Origin of the sequence: Psychrobacter halodurans, from assembly GCF_017498075.1 — a bacterium.
In the GTDB taxonomy this organism is placed as follows: domain Bacteria; phylum Pseudomonadota; class Gammaproteobacteria; order Pseudomonadales; family Moraxellaceae; genus Psychrobacter; species Psychrobacter celer.
The window spans coordinates 270,461-288,314 of record NZ_JAGBKN010000001.1 but is presented as its reverse complement, the minus strand read 5'-3'; the positions used below and the strand labels follow the sequence as shown (position 1 = coordinate 288,314).

Annotated in this window: 9 protein-coding genes; 6 read left to right on the top strand and 3 right to left on the bottom strand. The window is 48.6% G+C overall.

The window, feature by feature from the left end; genetic code table 11:
* Window positions 1–137 precede the first annotated feature (137 nt).
* Window positions 138–782: a 2-polyprenyl-3-methyl-6-methoxy-1,4-benzoquinone monooxygenase gene (gene coq7, locus J3491_RS01125; RefSeq protein ID WP_207968914.1), complete on the bottom strand. Its 645-nt coding sequence runs from the start codon at window positions 780–782 to the stop codon at window positions 138–140.
* A 115-nt stretch (window positions 783–897) separates the two neighbouring features.
* Window positions 898–2,229: an MFS transporter gene (locus tag J3491_RS01120; RefSeq protein ID WP_207968913.1), complete on the bottom strand. Its 1,332-nt coding sequence runs from the start codon at window positions 2,227–2,229 to the stop codon at window positions 898–900.
* Between the two features lie 331 nt (window positions 2,230–2,560).
* Here J3491_RS01120 and J3491_RS01115 point away from each other — a divergent pair, with 331 nt between their 5' ends.
* Together J3491_RS01115 and J3491_RS01110 are read left to right on the top strand one after the other, a co-directional pair.
* The gene (locus tag J3491_RS01115) at window positions 2,561–6,166 is read left to right on the top strand and encodes an autotransporter assembly complex protein TamA (RefSeq protein WP_207968912.1); all 3,606 of its coding nucleotides are present in this window, start codon (window positions 2,561–2,563) and stop codon (window positions 6,164–6,166) included.
* 68 nt (window positions 6,167–6,234) lie between these two features.
* Window positions 6,235–11,229 (top strand): translocation/assembly module TamB domain-containing protein, encoded by a 4,995-nt coding sequence (locus tag J3491_RS01110; protein WP_207968911.1) that lies wholly within the window; start codon window positions 6,235–6,237, stop codon window positions 11,227–11,229.
* Between the two features lie 193 nt (window positions 11,230–11,422).
* Here J3491_RS01110 and hemP read toward each other — a convergent pair whose 3' ends face one another.
* A complete protein-coding gene (gene hemP, locus J3491_RS01105) occupies window positions 11,423–11,581 on the bottom strand; it encodes a hemin uptake protein HemP (RefSeq protein WP_227672156.1) in 159 nt (52 codons plus the stop codon).
* 323 nt (window positions 11,582–11,904) lie between these two features.
* Here hemP and J3491_RS01100 point away from each other — a divergent pair, with 323 nt between their 5' ends.
* From J3491_RS01100 to cgtA, 4 genes are all read left to right on the top strand, one after another.
* The gene (locus J3491_RS01100; RefSeq protein WP_243456004.1) at window positions 11,905–13,056 is read left to right on the top strand and encodes an NUDIX domain-containing protein; all 1,152 of its coding nucleotides are present in this window, start codon (window positions 11,905–11,907) and stop codon (window positions 13,054–13,056) included.
* Between the two features lie 472 nt (window positions 13,057–13,528).
* Complete coding sequence (locus tag J3491_RS01095) at window positions 13,529–14,755, top strand: lipocalin family protein (protein ID WP_207968910.1); 1,227 nt, start codon at window positions 13,529–13,531, stop codon at window positions 14,753–14,755.
* Window positions 14,756–14,947: 192 nt separating this feature from the next.
* Window positions 14,948–16,393 carry a glyceraldehyde-3-phosphate dehydrogenase gene (locus tag J3491_RS01090; protein WP_207968909.1) on the top strand — a complete coding sequence of 482 codons (1,446 nt, stop codon included), beginning with the start codon at window positions 14,948–14,950 and terminating at the stop codon, window positions 16,391–16,393.
* Window positions 16,394–16,611: 218 nt separating this feature from the next.
* Window positions 16,612–17,820, top strand: a complete 1,209-nt coding sequence (cgtA, locus tag J3491_RS01085; RefSeq protein ID WP_201584712.1) for an Obg family GTPase CgtA — start codon at window positions 16,612–16,614, stop codon at window positions 17,818–17,820.
* The last annotated feature ends 34 nt before the right edge of the window (window positions 17,821–17,854 follow it).

Genomic DNA, 17,854 nt, shown 5'->3' with positions numbered 1-17,854 from the left:
GTATTTACTCATCTGAAGATACCAGATACCAGATACCAGATATCTGAGACATCTCAGGGCAAAATCGTACAAATTTTTCATACCCTAGCAAATTAAACTGAGCGCTATCAGTAGTAGGATTGTTAATACGATAGCTTTTATAAGTGGTAAGCGGTGGCCTTCATACGGTTGGCCATCCAGCGCATCGTCTGGCGTACAGCGGGTGACAGCGCCGCACCCCCATTTGCGAGCGCCAGCTCACGGTGATGCAGCTCTTCGATATCCATTTGTGCCAATATCTCTTTTGAGCGCTGGTCTTGCTCTGGTAGCTGGGTGATATGATCTTGTAAATGCTCGCTGACTTGCGCTTCTGTCTCAGCGACAAACCCCAAGCTAAACTCATTGGAGATAGCACCTGCCACCGCACCCAGACCAAAAGACATGCCGTACCACAGCGGCGTAAAAATACTGGCATGGCTACCCAGCTCGTCTAGCCGAGTCTCACACCATACCAGATGGTCGACTTCTTCTTCGGCAGACTGCTGCATGGCTTGTTTGACGCCGTCGTCTTTTGCGCTAAAGGCTTGACCATGATACAGGCCTTGCGCGCATACTTCGCCTGTGTGATTGATGCGCATCAGCCCTGCGACATGACGCGCCTCGGTGATGCTCAGCTCAGGAATCTCATCACTACTCACCGGTAAGGGGCGCGTGCTAGGATTTGAATGTGGGACGACAGCTCGTAACGCCTTATCGACCCCAACTAACAACTGGTCGACTTTGGACAAAGGACGCGGGGCCATAATTCACTCCTCATGACTTATAATCAAAAACAACAAACATTACTATAGCAAACAATCCAAAATATCAGCACCACTATTTATTATGCACGTGCCTACATATCGTCTGCGAAATGTATTATAAAACGCTCGTATCATGGGTTTGGATGACCGCCGCTTTGATATGTTTATGCAGCTTGATGTACAAAAACACGCCAAAGGCGATATTTAGCAGGCCTGTCACCAAAAACAACTGCGGTAGCGTCAAACTCAAGGCGTTTAAAATAACAATCGAAAAAATCGCTGAGGTGACCATAAATATCGCATTAAAGATATTGTTGGCACCCACGATACGAGCACGATGGCTTTTTGGCGCATATGCCTGCATCGACGCATACAGTGGCACGATGTACAAGCCGCCACTAAAACCCAAAAAGAATAAGTCGGCAAAGACGCGCCACGTGCCACTCATCCCAACCAGCTCACCGATACCCAGCAGTGTGCCATCAGCGACAGCCATATTTAGGCTAGATAAGGACCAATATAAATCGACAGCAAAAATACTCAAACCTGCGATACCAAACGGCAGTAGCCGCAAGCTGACTTGGTTTTTGGTCAGTGATTTACATAGTAGCGAACCGATCGATACGCCAACTGAAAACAGCGTTAATAAAAAAATCACCACCGACTCATCGCCGTGCAAGATGACCTTGCTAAACTCTGGCGTCTGCGTCAAAAACGTCGCGCCATAAAACCAAAACCAGCTGTTGCCAAGAATGACAAAAAACAAAAACGGCAAGGAGTATAGATAGCGTACTGTACTCAAACTGGTGGTGAAGATATTCCAGTTGATTGTCAGCGCCGGCTGCATTGCAGGCATCAGCGGGATATAGCGCGCGGCCAAATAGCCGAGCATAGCCACTAGCAGCACCGTCGCACTGATCCAATAAAGCGATGCGGAGAGCTGCGTCAATACCCCAGCGACTATCATCCCCAGTAAAATCGCCAGTGAAGTGCCCATCTGAAACAAGCCATTAGCGCCGACCAGCTCATTTTCTTTCATCGCTTGTGGTAGATAAGCGTACTTGATCGGTCCAAAAAACGTCGAATGCGTGCCCATCAAAAACAGCGCCACAAACAGCAAGCCATACCATTCAAAGACAAAGCCCACGGCTGCCACCGCCATAATCACCAGCTCAAGCAATTTAATAAACTGCGTCAGCTTGGACTTTTCAAACTTATCAGCGATTTGACCTGCCAATGCTGAAAATAAAAAATAAGGCAAAATAAACAGCATGGCGGCCAAGTTGTTTAAGATACTGACTTCCATACCCAGCTGGCTTGCCGCCGTATACGTCAGTACCAATATCAGCGCTTGCTTAAAAATATTGTCATTAAAGGCGCCCAAAAACTGCGTAAAAAACATGGCGCTAAAACGGCGATGCTTAAATAATTGAAACTGATTTGCCATGAAAATTCCTACCGATGGGTCGCGGTTGGTGAGTAAAAAACCGTCAAATAAAACAGTCGGGTGACTGTGATTGTTACTAATATCAATAACTTATAAAAATATAGTATAGGGCTTGTAGCCATTAAGCCGTATAATAGCAAGGCTTTGCCAAAAATACATGCGTACAACGCTATGATTTCATAATTATCTAAGTTATGATTTGTAAATTTATATGGCTATATTGCCAAATATAGTGATAATTCAGACCACTGCGATAAGTTTATTCACCGGTAATGCTGAACAATGGCCGTCGTTGTTGATACGGTACCGCGTGAGCTGATAGGAATCAATCATGAAGCACCAGCCATCAACTCTAACGCACAACGTATCGCTGACGCCGCAGGATACCTGTGGTCATAGTGCGATTGCCCGTAGTATTATCCGCTCTGATAACAGCGCTCGACCTCACGCCGTGTGCGCGCACGTTACGCGCTCAGCATTATTTACCGCGCTGACGACCAGCTTGGTGGGTTTTGGGGTAGCGCCTACGGTATGGGCTGATGCGCCGCCTACGGTCATGGTCAAAGCTCCTGCCACTCAGTCTGCTAATAGTCGTTCAAGCGCTAGCTCAGCGCCGCGTGAGCCGTTAGAGGACGGCTCGCAAGTAGATGCTGCACTAGACGCGCTACGCCTAAAAAAAGCGGTGGAGCAAGGTATTATCGATCAATCTGTGCTCGATGAGTATAGTGAGCAAAGTCTAGGCCTCAAAAAGTCAGACGTTAAAAAATCAAACACTGAAACATCAAATGTTGTAAATAGTAACTCTTCAATTAACGACCCTTCAAACCGAGCGAATAACCAGACGAATAACACAAATGGCGCTGACCGTCATCAAATAAATCAGGCCAGCATGATAGATGGTGTCGACAACGATGCGCTGAATAACAGTTCACTTAATGACAATTCACCTAACGACAATTCACCTAACGACAATGCCCTAAACAATGATGCGCTGGCTAGTGATATGTCTAATACAGGCGCGAACGACAATCTGTTGCAGCAGGCCGCTGAGGTACAGCAGCAGGGTTATCAGATGATGACGCCTGCGCAGATAGAGCGTGAGCTGGCAGCTATTAATCGTCAAAATAATGACATGCTAGAGAGTAATAGCACGGTGACTGGCAATAGCAATGTCAGTACTCTTGACGGTGCTGGCCGCTATGACAGAGACTTTGACGCTCCGATTGCCAGTTTGGACGATACCACTCCGCCCGTGGGTTTGGATGTGGCGCTGGATGCCACCAATTTGCCAGTCCCAAGTAACTTGGAGACGCTGGGTAAAAATGAGAAAGATGAGCGCGCGGCAACACAAGCGCAGACAGACGAAGTGATGTCGCGTCCGATCGATGTTAGTGATTCGGTCAGCAGTGGCCGCACTAATGAAGCGACTGATAGCGAGATTGTGGCCAATACCAGCGCCGCTAATGGAGAAAGTGCCGCAGCACAAAACATCAATCCTGATGACTATTTGCCAGATTATCAAACCGATACGCAGGCAGTCAGCCAAAGTATCGAGCAAGCTGATGAAAAAAGACCGCTAGCCCGTAATAACAATGGTAATATCATCAAGCGCCTTTATAATCGCCTGTTTAATGGGGGGGTGAGGGCGTTGCCGCATGTCGACACCACTGTCTATCTGCAGCAGGCAGCGGGTACAGACGATGGCAAACCAAAGCTCAAAAAAGCCGATGACGATACCCAACCGATAAAAAACATCAAAGCGGCGCTGGATGATACGACGGTTCAGTCAGTCGTTGACTTTACCGCAGCTTTGCCTCGCCTGCGTCAGACGGCATTAGATGCGGCAAAAGCGGTGGGGTATTATGATGTGACTTTGCGCTTGCGTCAGCCTAACAGAGATAGGATTGATGTCATCATCGAAAATCTGGGAGAGCCTGTGCGTGTGGATAGCCGCATCGTCGAGATTCGCGGTGAAGGCGGTGAGCAGCCGGAATTTGCTGCGCTCGAAACGGACTTGCCACCACAAGAGGGCGATATCTTTAACCACCGCGTCTACAAAAACAGCAAAGCAGCTTTGGAGTCGTTGAGTAACACTTATGGTTATTTTGATGAGTATTGGCTAAACAAATCGGTTGATATCATCTTGCCAGACAACACCGCCGACGTCGCTTTGGTTTATAACACAGGCGATCGTTACGAGTTTGATGACGTGGTGTTTTTTACTTATGATGAAGCGACCAACACCCTGACACGAGACCCTGACAAGCTGCCAGTTGAGATGTCATTGTTACAGCAGCTCATCGGCTTTGAGCCGGGCGACAAGTTTTATCGGCCAGCGGTGACCAAGTTTAGTAATGATTTGTCGGCGACCCGTTATTTTAACACCGTCAACGTAGAGTCCATCTTGCCACCTGATGAGAGCAGTGAGGCGAGCACTTTGGCTTTTGACAATGCGCCTACTGCTAATGGCGATGAGGTGTTGGACAATGATGTCAATAATGGTGCAATCAATAATGCCGCCACGGCAGCCAGCACAGCCAGTAATGACGGGCGTATGAGTGCAGAAAGCAGCGGTGTCGCAAGCGAAAGCTCGGCCAGTAATAGCGGCGCGACGGTCGACCCTGCCGATATCGCGGCCATCGAGTTTGAGGCAGACGAAGCCACGCTGGATAAACTACAAGCCATTAAACAAAAAGCTGAGCGTTTAAGCCGCTTGCCAAACGATCGCGTACTTGATGAAAAAGACCAAGAGGCGGACAGCATCTTGGGTAAAATCAGTGACTCCATCAGTAATGTGGCGCAAAAGATATTTCCAGATGAAAAAAACTTACTGGCCGACGAAAACTTTGTGCCGCCCACGCTGGCAGGACGTAAAACCCCGCAAGACGTGGCTGAAAGCAAAAAAGTACCGCTGTATGTTTTTGTGTCCTCCAACAAGCCGCGTGATGCGCAAGTCGGTCTAGGTTATGGGACAGATACAGGTGTCAGGGCCACTGCCAAAATAGATTATAATTTGCTCAATCGTCAAGGCTATCAAGCAGGGGTAGAGACTGAAGTTTCGAGAATCACGAAAAATGTCGCCGTCTATGGCAGCAGGCCTTGGAAACATCCGCTCAATGATAAGTTAGATGGGCGTCTGACTTATGAAGAAGAGGTCATTGATCAAGGCGAAGGTAACTTTGATTTGTCCACCAAAACGCTAAAAGCGGCCATTGCCCGTAACATCCGCCGTGACAGTGGCTGGAACCGCAGCTACTCTATGCGTTATCGCTTAGATGAGCTAGAGACGGGCGTAGATGAGACAGAGCTTGATGACCTGCCCATTCGCTTTACGTCTTCTAAGCCCAAGCAGCAAGCATTACTGTTTGGCTATGGCATGAACAAAACCGACGTGGACAGTACGACCAACCCGACGCGCGGTATCCGCCAGTATTACTCGCTCGAAGCTGGGACTGACAAAGCGCTGAGCGACACCGATTTGGCCATCGTTCGCGCTGGTGTCAGTGGTATTTATAGTTTTGGTGATGATAAAAAACATCAAGTATTAGGCAGTCTCAATACAGGCTATATTTGGGCAGATGATTTTTATGATGTGCCTTATAAGCTGCGTTTTTTTGCAGGCGGCGACCAAAGCATTCGCGGCTACGACTATGAGAGTTTATCCCCGCTAGATAAAGGCTACTTGACAGGCGGGCAGGTGCTGGCAGTCGGTAGCGCTGAGTATAACTATGAGTTTAGACCAGGGTTTCGCGGTGCTTTCTTTACGGATGTGGGCAATGCCTACGACAAAGACTTTGAGACAGATACCAAGGTCGGCGTCGGTGTCGGTATCCGCTGGGCTTCCCCTGTCGGTGTGGTACGGGTGGATGTCGCCGCGGGTGTGACAGAGGAGAGTATTCCGGTTAGACTGCACTTCTTTATTGGTTCGCCCTTATAGCTTTATTGTCATTTTTCGTATTTATCGCGCCGATTGCTGGTCATCATTCTTTAACGTAGTTGAGTGTCATGCTGACAAAAAACACCCCGCCCAATAACGCACCAGATGAAGATCCAGCACAGCGCGATGCTCGTGCTGTCAGGCGTTGGTATCCACTGTCTTTTTTGCTCAAACTGCTGGTGCTCATCACCATCGTCTTGGCGATTATGTTTGTGGCGTTTTTTTATGCTGCAGGTACCGAGTCGGGCACGAAGTTTATTTTAGAAAAAGTCAGCGCTGAGACAGGCATTGATTTTAAATATGGCCGTGGCAATCTGCGCGATGGTATTTGGGTTAGCGATATCGATATCAACGCGACTGACGACCTTGAGGTTTTGGTCGATAAGGCGTATGTCAAAATAGGCTGGCGTGCGGTGTTTGCCAAAGAAGTGCATCTGCGCGATGCAGACATTCATACCATTGAGATCATCAATAACCAGCCGCCAACGGGCGAGCCATTTGATTATAAAACCCTGCAACTACCAGTGAACCTGCGTTTTGATCAGGCCAAAATAAAAAACATTATTTATAAACAAGTGACCAAAGAGCCTATCGTGGTGCATGATATCGCCGCCCGTGATTTGACATGGGTTGGTACTCAGGTCACCGTGGGTCGTGGCGACTTGCAGTATGCTGATATCGTCAACGTCAGTGCATTGCAAGGTGAGATTGAGCTGCAGGGTGATTACCCGCTAGATTTGAGCGCTATCGTAGAGGTCAGCGCGCTAGAAAAAGCCTATGTTGATCCGCTCGATGTCACGGCCACAGGTACGCTAAAACGCACCGTTGGTAAAGTGCGTAGCCGCTATAACGACAGCGATGTCAGCGGTAGTTTTGTCGCTCAAGGTTTAGATGACGGCTCGCCATTTCAGGCAAAGCTGCAATGGGATGATATTCTGATTCCGTATGCTGAGAGCCAAAACATCCGTCTACAAAGCGGTACAGCGACAGCCACAGGCGTCATCTCCGAGATACGCCTGCGCATCAATACCGAGCTGACCGCCAAAGACATCCCATCAGGACATTATCAAGGCCGCGGTATCATTGCCAATAGTCAGCTGCGCGTCGATCGCTTAGATGCTCAAGTACCCGCGGGTCATCTTGTATTACAAGGCATCTTGGACTGGCAAGACAGCTTTGATGCCAAAGTGCGCGCCACTGGCAGTAACTTTGATATTCGCCGTGCCATTCCAGATGACTACGCCGACTTTAAAGCATATGCACCGCAAAAACTAAATGGCAGACTGTCAGTCCATTATCAGCAGCAAGACAGTAATGGTAATCTACAGATAGATGCTGATTTGCGCCAGCGTGATGGCGAGCACGTCAACGCCAATATCGCTCGTGGCAAAGCATCGGCCAAATCCACACAAGCCGCGCCTTGGTATATCGATGCCAATTGGCAAAACCTTATCCGCCGTGATGTACCAAGCATCGGCAATATCGACAGCCCACGTGGGCAAGCAGACGTCATCATCCGCGGCTCGCGTCTGTCGGTCGATGCCAATGCCACCATCACTGAGCTAAACGCTGCCCCTAAAGGTAACTATGATGTACGCGTGCGTAAAGTCGGCGACGTCATTGATATCAATCGCCTCAACTACAATGGTGTGGTGGGCGATTTGTCTGGTACCGGCCAGATCCAATTGGCGCGCAAAAACCGTCCGCTGACATGGCAGATAGATGCACGTACCAAAGGCTTGCTACCAAAAGCGTATCGTAGCGACTTGCCGCTAGAGCGCCTGACTGGCAGTATCAGCGCGCGCGGTCGTTTGCTCAATATCAATAAGGGCGGCGCGCGCGGCCAGCGTCATATCGTCACCCTAAACAATACTGACTTACAAGCAGCGCTCGATGCCACACAAGACGGCCGTCGTATTGGGCTGACAGGCACAGGCGATGCCAGTGTCGATATCGTCGGAGGTGAGCTGTCGGTATTTGACGCTCGTTTTGCTGGTCAGGTCGATACCGCTAATGTGCCAAAAGGTCGCCTCTCAATTGACGCAGCGGGCACGCCAAAACTCATCAGCATTCGAAACGTAACCTATAACGGTGAAGCAGGGGCGGTCAATGCCAAGGGCGTTATCGACCTGCGCAACCATATCGGCTGGACAGTAGATGGTCGTTTTGACAAGTTTAATGTGGGGTATTTTTTACCCAATAATCCAGCGATTATCACAGGCGACTTGACCACCAGCGGTGCGTGGCAAACGGCTGCCAAAAACATCCCCAACGCCTCAGGAAAGTTGCAGCGTTTTGCCATAAACTTCGATGGCGTGTTAGACGCCGAGCAGCTACCAGCGGGTAAGCTGACGATAGATGCCAGCGGCGATGCTCAGTTGATTCGTATCAAGCGTCTGCGTCATATAGGCGCTGCGGGTAGTATCGATGCGACAGGTACGGTTGATGTACGTCAAGGCATCGCGTGGGATATCAAGGCGGTCATGGATCGTTTTAATATCGGATACTTCCTAAAAGATACGCCAAGCCTCATCACTGGCACGATCGATACGGATGGCCGCTGGGGCGACAATCAGCAAACCGTCAATATCAGACAGGTAGATTTAAGTGGTCGACTAAAAGGCCAGCCGCTCAGTGCCAAAGGCAGCTTGACGGCGAAAATGCGGTTGCCAAAAGATATAGCAAGCTACTTTAAACGCTTACAAACGCAGGATGCGCAAGCGCAGTATAGACAAGTCAATGCGCTAATCGATAGCTTAAATGCCGATAATTTGGTGCTACGCTGGGGCGACAACTACGTCACTGCTGATGGCAACGCCCAGCAGCTGCAAACCAAAATCAATATCACAAGCCTTGATCAGCTATCAGACAAACTTGCGGGTAAAGTCACAGGCGGCGCAACCTTATCGCAGCCAGTAGGACAGGCACTGCCCACCATTTATATCGATTTGGTCGGTGAGCGCATCGCGCTGCCAGGATTTATCCTGCGTCAAGGCCGCGTGCGCGGCAAGCTTGTCAATTTAGCAAACAGTCCAAGCCAGCTTATCGTGACAGCAGAAGGTTTGGATGCGGCAGGGCAAAGCTTTAAAAGTGTCAAAGCGTCCTTTAATGGCACCGAGCAGGCCCATGTAGTCGATCTGGATGTGGCTAATGAGCAGCTCGATATTGGCGCTAGACTCAAAGGCGGCTTTAATCGTGACAAGCTCGTCTGGTCAGGGGTCATCGGTAAAGGGCGTATAAAGTCTAAATACGCTACCCTAAACCAGCTGCAGCCTGCTCAGCTGATTGTCAACTTGCCTCATGAGCAAAACGGCAGTCGCAACGACTTTAAAGTACAGCTGGCCGCACACTGCTGGCAAGCGTCTGACCAAAGTGGCAAGCTGTGCCTACGCGACAACTTGATTGCCTCACCAGATAAAGGCGAAGTCAATATCGCCTTACAAAACCTTGATACCACGCTGTTTTCAGTATTTTTGCCCAAAGATATTGACTGGCATGGCAAGATAAATGGTAAGGCCATCGTCGGCTGGCAGCGTGGTCGTCCACCGACTATCAATACCACGCTATACTCGGACAATGGCAAAATCGGCTTGATTCAGGACGGTGATAGTGCGCCAGTGACATTACCGTACAAACGCGTGTCCCTGATTGCGTTGTCGGTGCCTGAAGGTATCAAGCTACGCACAGATATCAATACAGGGCGCGGCGCCCGTGGCTATGCTGAGGTGGTTGTAGACCCCTATAAGACACCCAAGCCAATCTCTGGCGCGCTGGTACTCAATGAGCTGAATTTAGCGATATTTAAGCCGTTTTTCCCCGGCATGCGAGTATTGGAGGGCAATGTCACGATGGCAGGTGGTTTAGGCGGTACGTTGGATAAACCGCAGTTTTATGGTGATGTCAAACTGGCAGATGGCCGTATTGCCATGCTTGATTTGCCCGTCAATCTGACCAATGTCAATACTGAGGCCAAAATCCGCGGTACACAGGCGACCATCGATGGTACCTTTAATAGTGGCTCAGGCACAGGTACTTTGACAGGCACGGTGAATTGGCAGCAAAAACTGCAAGCCAAGCTCAGTGTCGTCGGTGAGCGCTTGGTCATCACCCAGCCGCCTTTGCTCGTCGCTGAGATCAACCCTGACATCGATATCATCGTGCGTCCAGGCGATCGTTATGTCGATATCAAAGGGGCGGTGAGCGTGCCGTCAGCGACCATCCGTCCGCCAGAGGCCAGCGAAGATATCATCACTCAGACAGAAGATGCCGTCGTTCTTGACCGCCGCTTGATTGGTAATATCGATGAGGTATTAGCAGTCTCCAAGCCTTGGTCGATCAATGCCGATATCGGTGTCGACTTGGGTGACGATATCAACTTCCGTGGCTTTGGTGCGGTCATTCCTTTGGCTGGGGCGATTAACATCAATCAAAATGGCACTGGTATCATGCGCGCAAAAGGGGTAGTGCAGGTGTCACGTCGCACCAATATCAACGCTTTTGGTCAAAGTCTGGAGCTAAACTATGGGCAAGTACGCTTTAATGGCGATGTGATGAAGCCCAACCTTAGTATCGAGGCGGTCAAAACCATCAGTGGCAAGACGGTGGGCTTACGGGTTAAGGGTAATACAGAAAACCCAAATATCATCGTCTTTAATAATGCAGGACTCACCCAGCAGCAAGCGATGAATGCTCTAGTCACCGGTAGAATCAATAACAAGAGCGCCACCCAAATCAGTGAGCAAGGCTTTAAGTCGCAGGTCACCAACAACTTGGCGGCGGCTGGCTTGAGCTTTGGCCTTAGCGGCACACGCAGCTTGACCAACCAGATAGGTCAGGTGTTTGGTTTGCAAAGTCTGACCGTAGATGCCTCAGGCAGCAGTGAAGACACTAATGTCAATGTCACAGGTTATGTGACGCCGGATCTGTATATTCGCTATGGCGTGGGGGTGTTTAATGCCCAAAACAGCCTGTCTATTCGTTATCAGCTGACACGGCGCATCTACGTCGAGGCTACCTCAGCTGCAGAAAACGCGGTGGATGTGGTGTATAGTTGGCAGTTCTAAAAGGGATATGGTTAGTTGAACATAAAACAGTTATAGATTGAGAGTCACGGCTGGTATACATTTTCCTTATTTGGCTGCAATCTATCTCACTGCTATCCCTGTTTTTAAAACAGAGGCACGCTGCAATAAAAAACGCCTTTGATACAAGGCGTTTTTTATTATCGGGGATGTCTGATAATAGAAAAATATCAATTTATTTGGTCAAAATCAAACGGTTATTACGAGTTAGGCGCAGGCGATACTCTTCGCCCTCATGTTCGATACGGACTTCTTTGGTTAAGGCAAATAGGTGCTGCGACTGCAAAGTAGGCAGACGATTTTCGCGACAGTTTAAGTAACGAGAGATGACCATGCTCATAATAAATTCCTTTTGATAAAGTGATAAAACAATAAGTGGCAATAGAACTACTACCTTTAACGATAATAATTATCATTTAGATTTAATGATTTTGCAAGCCAATTGATAAAATAAAATGCAGTTATTATGTAAACTTATATAAATCCCTTGTCATCAACCACTTTTTTGTGCTCGCAGAATATAGAAAACCAGCCGTTTGCTAAAATCAGCGCATCACTAAAGGCAGTCAGATCGCAGTCAGTATTTCATCATCAATATCATCCATCACTACTACTATTACTATTTTTAAGTAGTTATTAATGCCCTCAAGGACCCTCATGACCCACACAAACCATCCTTCGCTCATTACCAACACTGCCCACATGCCTGCCAGCACCAAAGCCAATGCTAGCACCAAAGTTGTCAATGTCGCCGTGGCGGTCATTTATTATAAAAACTGCTATCTCCTTGGGTTTCGTCATGCCGCGCAGCATCAGGGCAATCTTTATGAGTTTGTCGGTGGCAAGATCGAAGCACAGGAGGGTGCCGAGCGGGCGTTAATACGAGAAGTCGCCGAAGAGACAGGCATCAACGTCGATGATAACTTGATGGTCAAGCTTGGCCGTATCCATCACGACTATGGTGATAAGCAGGTCAGCTTGCAGGTATATCAAGTTGAGCTGATAGCAGAGCAATACGAGCAGCATAAACTGGCTGAGTATGGTCTAGAAGGGCAGGCGCTCAAGTGGGTAGATAAACGAGCGTTACTGGCAGGTGAGTACCCGTTGCCAGCGGCCAATCGTACGATTTTACAGTGGCTGCAGCTGCCACCTGCCATCGCCATCACTTATCCGTTAGCGCATTTTGGCGGCCATACCGATCCAGCGGCAGCATGGCTGGCCTACCACCAGCAGCACCTTTTGCCCAGTGCGTGGGTGTATGTACGGCTCAAAGACGCAAGTGTGTCACGCGCTGACCGCACAATTACCCAACTCATGCAGCAGCGACCAGATATTCAGGTTATTTTGCCATTAACTGATGGTAGCCTTAGTAGCGCTGAGATTAGGGATACGCTCACCTCTCAGGCGCTAATGACACACCCGTCCATCAGCGCATACCATCTGACTCACACGGAGCTGCTGCACTGGCAACATAGCCAATATGGTCAGACGGCAGCTGCCGACTCAATACCCGCAGGGCAGCCACTTATCGTCAGCTGTCATAATGCCGAGAGCATCGCCGCCGCCAATCAGCTGGCACGCATGCGCATTCAGCAGCAACTGCCGCCCGTCATCGGTATTTTTGTATCGCCCGTCCTGTCCACCCAAACGCATCCTGATACTGCGCCACTTGGCTGGCAGGCATGGTCTGCACTGACCAAACTGGCTGACATGCCCGTCATTGGTTTGGGTGGATTATCGCCGTCAATGATCGATAAGGCCAAGCAATACGGCGGCGTCAGTGTGGCGGGTATTCGTCAGTTTTTATAGGCCCAAAACAGCAAAAACACAACAAATATTAAGTCGGCTAAACCACTGATTTTTTAGCGTATTTATCTGCTTGGTAAACATGTATTTATATTGCATCATAAACACATATTTACTTACAAACCGTTGCGTTTCCCTACATTGCGACACTGTTTTTGTGGGGTGGCTGGCCTTAATATATACCGTCTAACAAAGTCAATTAAATACCGATTAAAACGCGTCTAAGCAGCTGACTGTTCATCGCTTATCCAAACGATACCTTATTATAAAAACAGTATGGCAGACGCAGCATTTAGTGAATAGCGTTTAGTAAAAAAGCGCGCTGATACTTACTGATATTCTTATGTGTTTAGCGCCATTATAGGCTTAGGTTAAGACTTAAGACCACGATTACACCCATTAGGTGTTATCTACAATGTATAAAATTGACAGTGTATCAAGCATATTTAACAGACATAATAAATACGGTATATCTATGAAAACCAATAAGTTACCTAAATCAGCTTGGTCTGATTCACAGGAAGCTGGTTCTCAATCTCAGCAGAGCAGTTCATTTAGTGACTGCTATTTACACAGTGAATTGACCAAAAGCAGCGCGCAGCAAACAGACAATGTCAGTCATGCTGCCAGCAATGATGCCAGCAATGATGCCAGCTATCGTGATGATCTGGTAGATGAGATAGCGAGCAGCAGGTATTCGCAGCCAGCGCCTAATCAGGTGTCTTTACAAGACAGTTATTTTGGTTATAAAAAAGTGAGCAAAAAACCTGCCAAAATAGAAGAGGCTGCCATGATGGATGACATCCAAGTAACCTCGTTGCCAAAAGATAAGCACACAACGTCAAAGTGCCTCACGGGTCATGGACAAACGCCTGTGGATGCAATCATGCAGCAAGGCGCTCTTAATACCTACGACAAGTCTAATAAAGTAGGCGCGTCATCAAAGCCTAGCTCATCAACAGCCGATGGACAGACATCCTACGGCTCTACGTCTTATACAGACTCATACAGCGAAATACCGGAGCGCGTATTTATGAATGGATTGATCAAGCACACAGGCATAGCATTAGCGATTATCATACCTCTGGCCGCGTTTTCTGCTTATGCTGCTTCGCCTGAGCCAAACACAGCGGCAAAGGCCAGCAGTACTGAAATAACAGAGACACTAGCTGTGCAGCCAAGTGATATCATCCATAAATCTGTGATCACGCCGACCACAGTCGATAGTGTGGATCTAAACAAATACGCGGGGACGTGGTATGAGATAGGTCGCTTACCGATGTATTTTCAGCGCAACTGTGCAGGCGATGTGACGGCCAACTATACGCAAAAGACGGATGGCTCGGGCGTTATCGTCACCAACAAGTGCTTGGATAGTGACGGCGCAGAGATCGTTGCCGAAGGTTTGGCCAAACCTGCCGATGCCACTGGTAGTAAACTCAAGGTCACGTTTTTGCCATCGTGGATACGCTGGCTGCCAGTGGGCCGTGCCGACTACTGGGTGTTGGCACGTGATGGCGAGTACAAAACCGCCTTGGTAGGGACGCCTGACAAAGACTATCTTTGGTTGCTGGCACGCTCACCAGATATCGCTCAAGAAACGTATGCCAAATATCGTCAAATTGCCCAGCAACAAGGCTACGATTTAAAAGAATTTAAGCTGACACCGCAGTCCAAGCAAACGGTCAACTTGGTCCCATAATACCGTTCGCGTGGTTAATGACTGGCAAAATAGGGCGTTTTAGGCTAAAATCTAGGCGCTCTACATACTCTAACGCAAATAACCAAAATCGAGAGTCTAGATGACTCCATAAGTGTCAACGCTTAGAGCCTATACTGCCCATCTATTTATTTTTCTTCACACTTTACTGATCATACATTACTGACCATAAGGATGTTTCTCGTGAGCAACGCTGATACCTTACGCCAATTACATCAAGACCACTTGAGCAACTACAACACCCAAGAGCAACAAGCCATTGAGCTAATGGGGCTGCTAAATAAGCTTTATAATGAGCAAGACGTACAAGTGACTTTGTTCGGCGAAACGCTAGATACCAGCTCAGTGGGTCAAATATTGGCACTGCATCAAAAAGTAGCATTGCGTGAGCAAGGCGCAAAGACCATCCAGGTCGCTGACACCTTGGCCATGGTAAAAACTTTGGCAGAAAATAAAGGCCTTCAAGCCGCTCGTATCGATGTCGGTCAGCTAATTGCTTCTGACACTGATGTACAGGCTGCTCTGCAAGCCGTCAACCATGAGCAAGGGGCGATGAATAGCGCCACTGACGTGGTACTATACGGTTTTGGCCGTATCGGTCGTATCTTGACTCGCCTATTGTTATCGCAAGCATCTAGTGCCAAAGGCTTGCAGCTAAAAGCCATCGTTGTACGTCCTGCAAAAGCAGGCGATCTGGCCAAGCGTGCGTCGTTGTTAGAGCGCGACTCTATCCATGGCAGTTTTGCTGGCGGCGTGACGGTTGATGAAGACAACAACGGCCTGATCATCAATGGTCGCTTTGTACAAGTGATTTATGCCAATGATCCAAGCACCATCGATTATACCGCTTATGGCATCGCTGATGCATTGGTGATCGACAACACAGGTATCTGGAAAGACGAAGATGGCCTTGGTAAGCACTTACAATCTACTGGTGTCAAAAAAGTACTCCTAACCGCACCAGCAGGCGGCGATATCAAAAACGTCGTGTATGGTGTCAACAATGACACAGTCGACGATGATACCATCGTCAGTGCAGCCAGCTGTACCACCAACGCTATTACCCCAACGCTAAAAGTACTCAACGATGAGTACGATATCGAAAACGGTCACGTCGAGACCATTCACTCATTTACCAATGATCAAAACCTAATTGATAACTATCACAAATCAGACCGCCGTGGTCGTAGTGCCGTATTGAACATGGTCATCACCAGCACAGGCGCTGCAAAAGCAGTCGGTAAAGCGTTACCGGAGCTCAGTGGTAAGCTAACTGGCAATGCCATTCGCGTTCCGACCCCCAACGTGAGTCTTGCGATTTTGAACTTAAATCTAAAAACCGCGCCAGAGAGCGCTGATGCGTTAAATGCATTTATGCGCAAAATCGCCAACAGTCACACTTGGCAGTCGCAAATCGCTTATACAGATTCGACTGAAGCGGTGTCGACCGACTTTGTTGGGACCACTCATGTCGGTATCGTCGATGCGCAAGCAACTATTTTGACTGATAATCATGCCATCGTATATATCTGGTATGACAACGAAGTAGGCTATAGTACTCAGGTCTTGCGTTTGGCTACCCAGATGGCTGGCATTAGCTATACGCAAATTCCTGCATAAAACGTAAGCTAAGCGCTGCAAACTCAAATATAATATAAAGCACCCGATAGTCCGATTGGTTATCGGGTGTTATTGTCATCATGAAGGCTAACTACTCAGTGCTAAGCACCAACAATGGGACTTTGGCAGTCGTCATGACAAACCCCCTAGCAAAAACCTAAAATACAGCCGCTGGTTGTAGCCAGTTATAGACTGGATTGTAAATTAAGGAACGTAAGATGCGATTTATTGATGAAGCCGTCGTAACGGTAAAAGCAGGTGACGGTGGTAACGGAATCGCCAGTTTTCGCCGAGAAAAATATGTCCCACGTGGTGGCCCTGATGGCGGTGATGGTGGTAGCGGCGGTGATGTCTATGTCATTGCTGATGATAACACCAACACCCTAGTGGACTATCGCTATACGCGCCGCTATGATGCAAAACGCGGCGAAAATGGACAAAGTAAAAACTGTTCAGGCAAAGGCTCAGAGGATATTTATCTGCCTGTGCCGGTCGGTACGACGGTGGTCGATACCGAGACTGATGAAGTATTAGGAGATTTGGTCGAAATTGGTCAGACGCTATTGGTTGCTAAGGGCGGCGATGGTGGTCTGGGCAATACCCATTTCAAAAGCTCGACCAACCAAGCACCGCGCAAGGCGACTTCAGGTTTTGAGGGCGAGTTAAAAGTACTTAAGTTTGAGCTAAAAGTCGTCGCTGATGTGGGATTGGTCGGTTTGCCCAATGCGGGTAAATCCACCTTTATCCGTCAGGTTTCGGCTGCCAAACCAAAAGTAGCGGATTATCCCTTTACCACGTTGGTGCCAAACTTAGGCGTCGTCGATATCGGTCGCCATCGCTCGTTTGTCATGGCAGATATCCCAGGCTTGATCGAAGGCGCATCCGAAGGGGCTGGGCTGGGTATTCGCTTTTTAAAGCACGTGGCTCGTACGCGTCGTCTGCTACACTTAGTCGATGTTAAGCCCGTCGATGGTAGTGATCCGGTAGAAAATGCCCGCGTGATCTTAAATGAGCTTGAGCGTTTTTCTCCTGAGCTGGCCAACCTCCCGCAGATTTTGGTACTCAACAAAATCGATCAGGTCGCTGAGGAAGACTTAAACGAGCTGTGTACGCATATCGTGGCCGAGCTTGGCTGGACAGGTATGGTCTTTCGCACCTCTACCTTGACTGGGGAAGGGGTGGACGCGGTCAAATACCACCTGATGAACGATATTGAGCGCGAGCGCGAGCGCGAGATAGAAGACCCTATCTTTGCTGAAGCACAAAAAGAGCGTTTTGCGCGTTTGGAAGAAGAAGTCCGCCTAAATACCGAAGCCCAGCGCGAAGCATATAGAGCCGCTCGCCGAGCTGCGCGTGAAGGCATAGATAACAACGACGATCGTTTAGATGACGACGAAGATGGCGTTGAGGTGGTTTATGTGCCTTAAGCTATGACGCTTAAGCTGATATACTTAAATGTTT

What these genes read in the sequence shown, in the direction of transcription:
- J3491_RS01100 (WP_243456004.1), top strand. Translation starts at nt 11,905, where the DNA reads ATGACCCACACAAACCATCCTTCGCTCATTACCAACACTGCCCACATG.
- J3491_RS01120 (WP_207968913.1), bottom strand. Translation starts at nt 2,229, where the DNA reads ATGGCAAATCAGTTTCAATTATTTAAGCATCGCCGTTTTAGCGCCATG.
- coq7 (WP_207968914.1), bottom strand. Translation starts at nt 782, where the DNA reads ATGGCCCCGCGTCCTTTGTCCAAAGTCGACCAGTTGTTAGTTGGGGTC.
- J3491_RS01115 (WP_207968912.1), top strand. Translation starts at nt 2,561, where the DNA reads ATGAAGCACCAGCCATCAACTCTAACGCACAACGTATCGCTGACGCCG.
- J3491_RS01090 (WP_207968909.1), top strand. Translation starts at nt 14,948, where the DNA reads ATGTTTCTCGTGAGCAACGCTGATACCTTACGCCAATTACATCAAGAC.
- cgtA (WP_201584712.1), top strand. Translation starts at nt 16,612, where the DNA reads ATGCGATTTATTGATGAAGCCGTCGTAACGGTAAAAGCAGGTGACGGT.
- hemP (WP_227672156.1), bottom strand. Translation starts at nt 11,581, where the DNA reads ATGGTCATCTCTCGTTACTTAAACTGTCGCGAAAATCGTCTGCCTACT.
- J3491_RS01095 (WP_207968910.1), top strand. Translation starts at nt 13,529, where the DNA reads ATGAAAACCAATAAGTTACCTAAATCAGCTTGGTCTGATTCACAGGAA.
- J3491_RS01110 (WP_207968911.1), top strand. Translation starts at nt 6,235, where the DNA reads ATGCTGACAAAAAACACCCCGCCCAATAACGCACCAGATGAAGATCCA.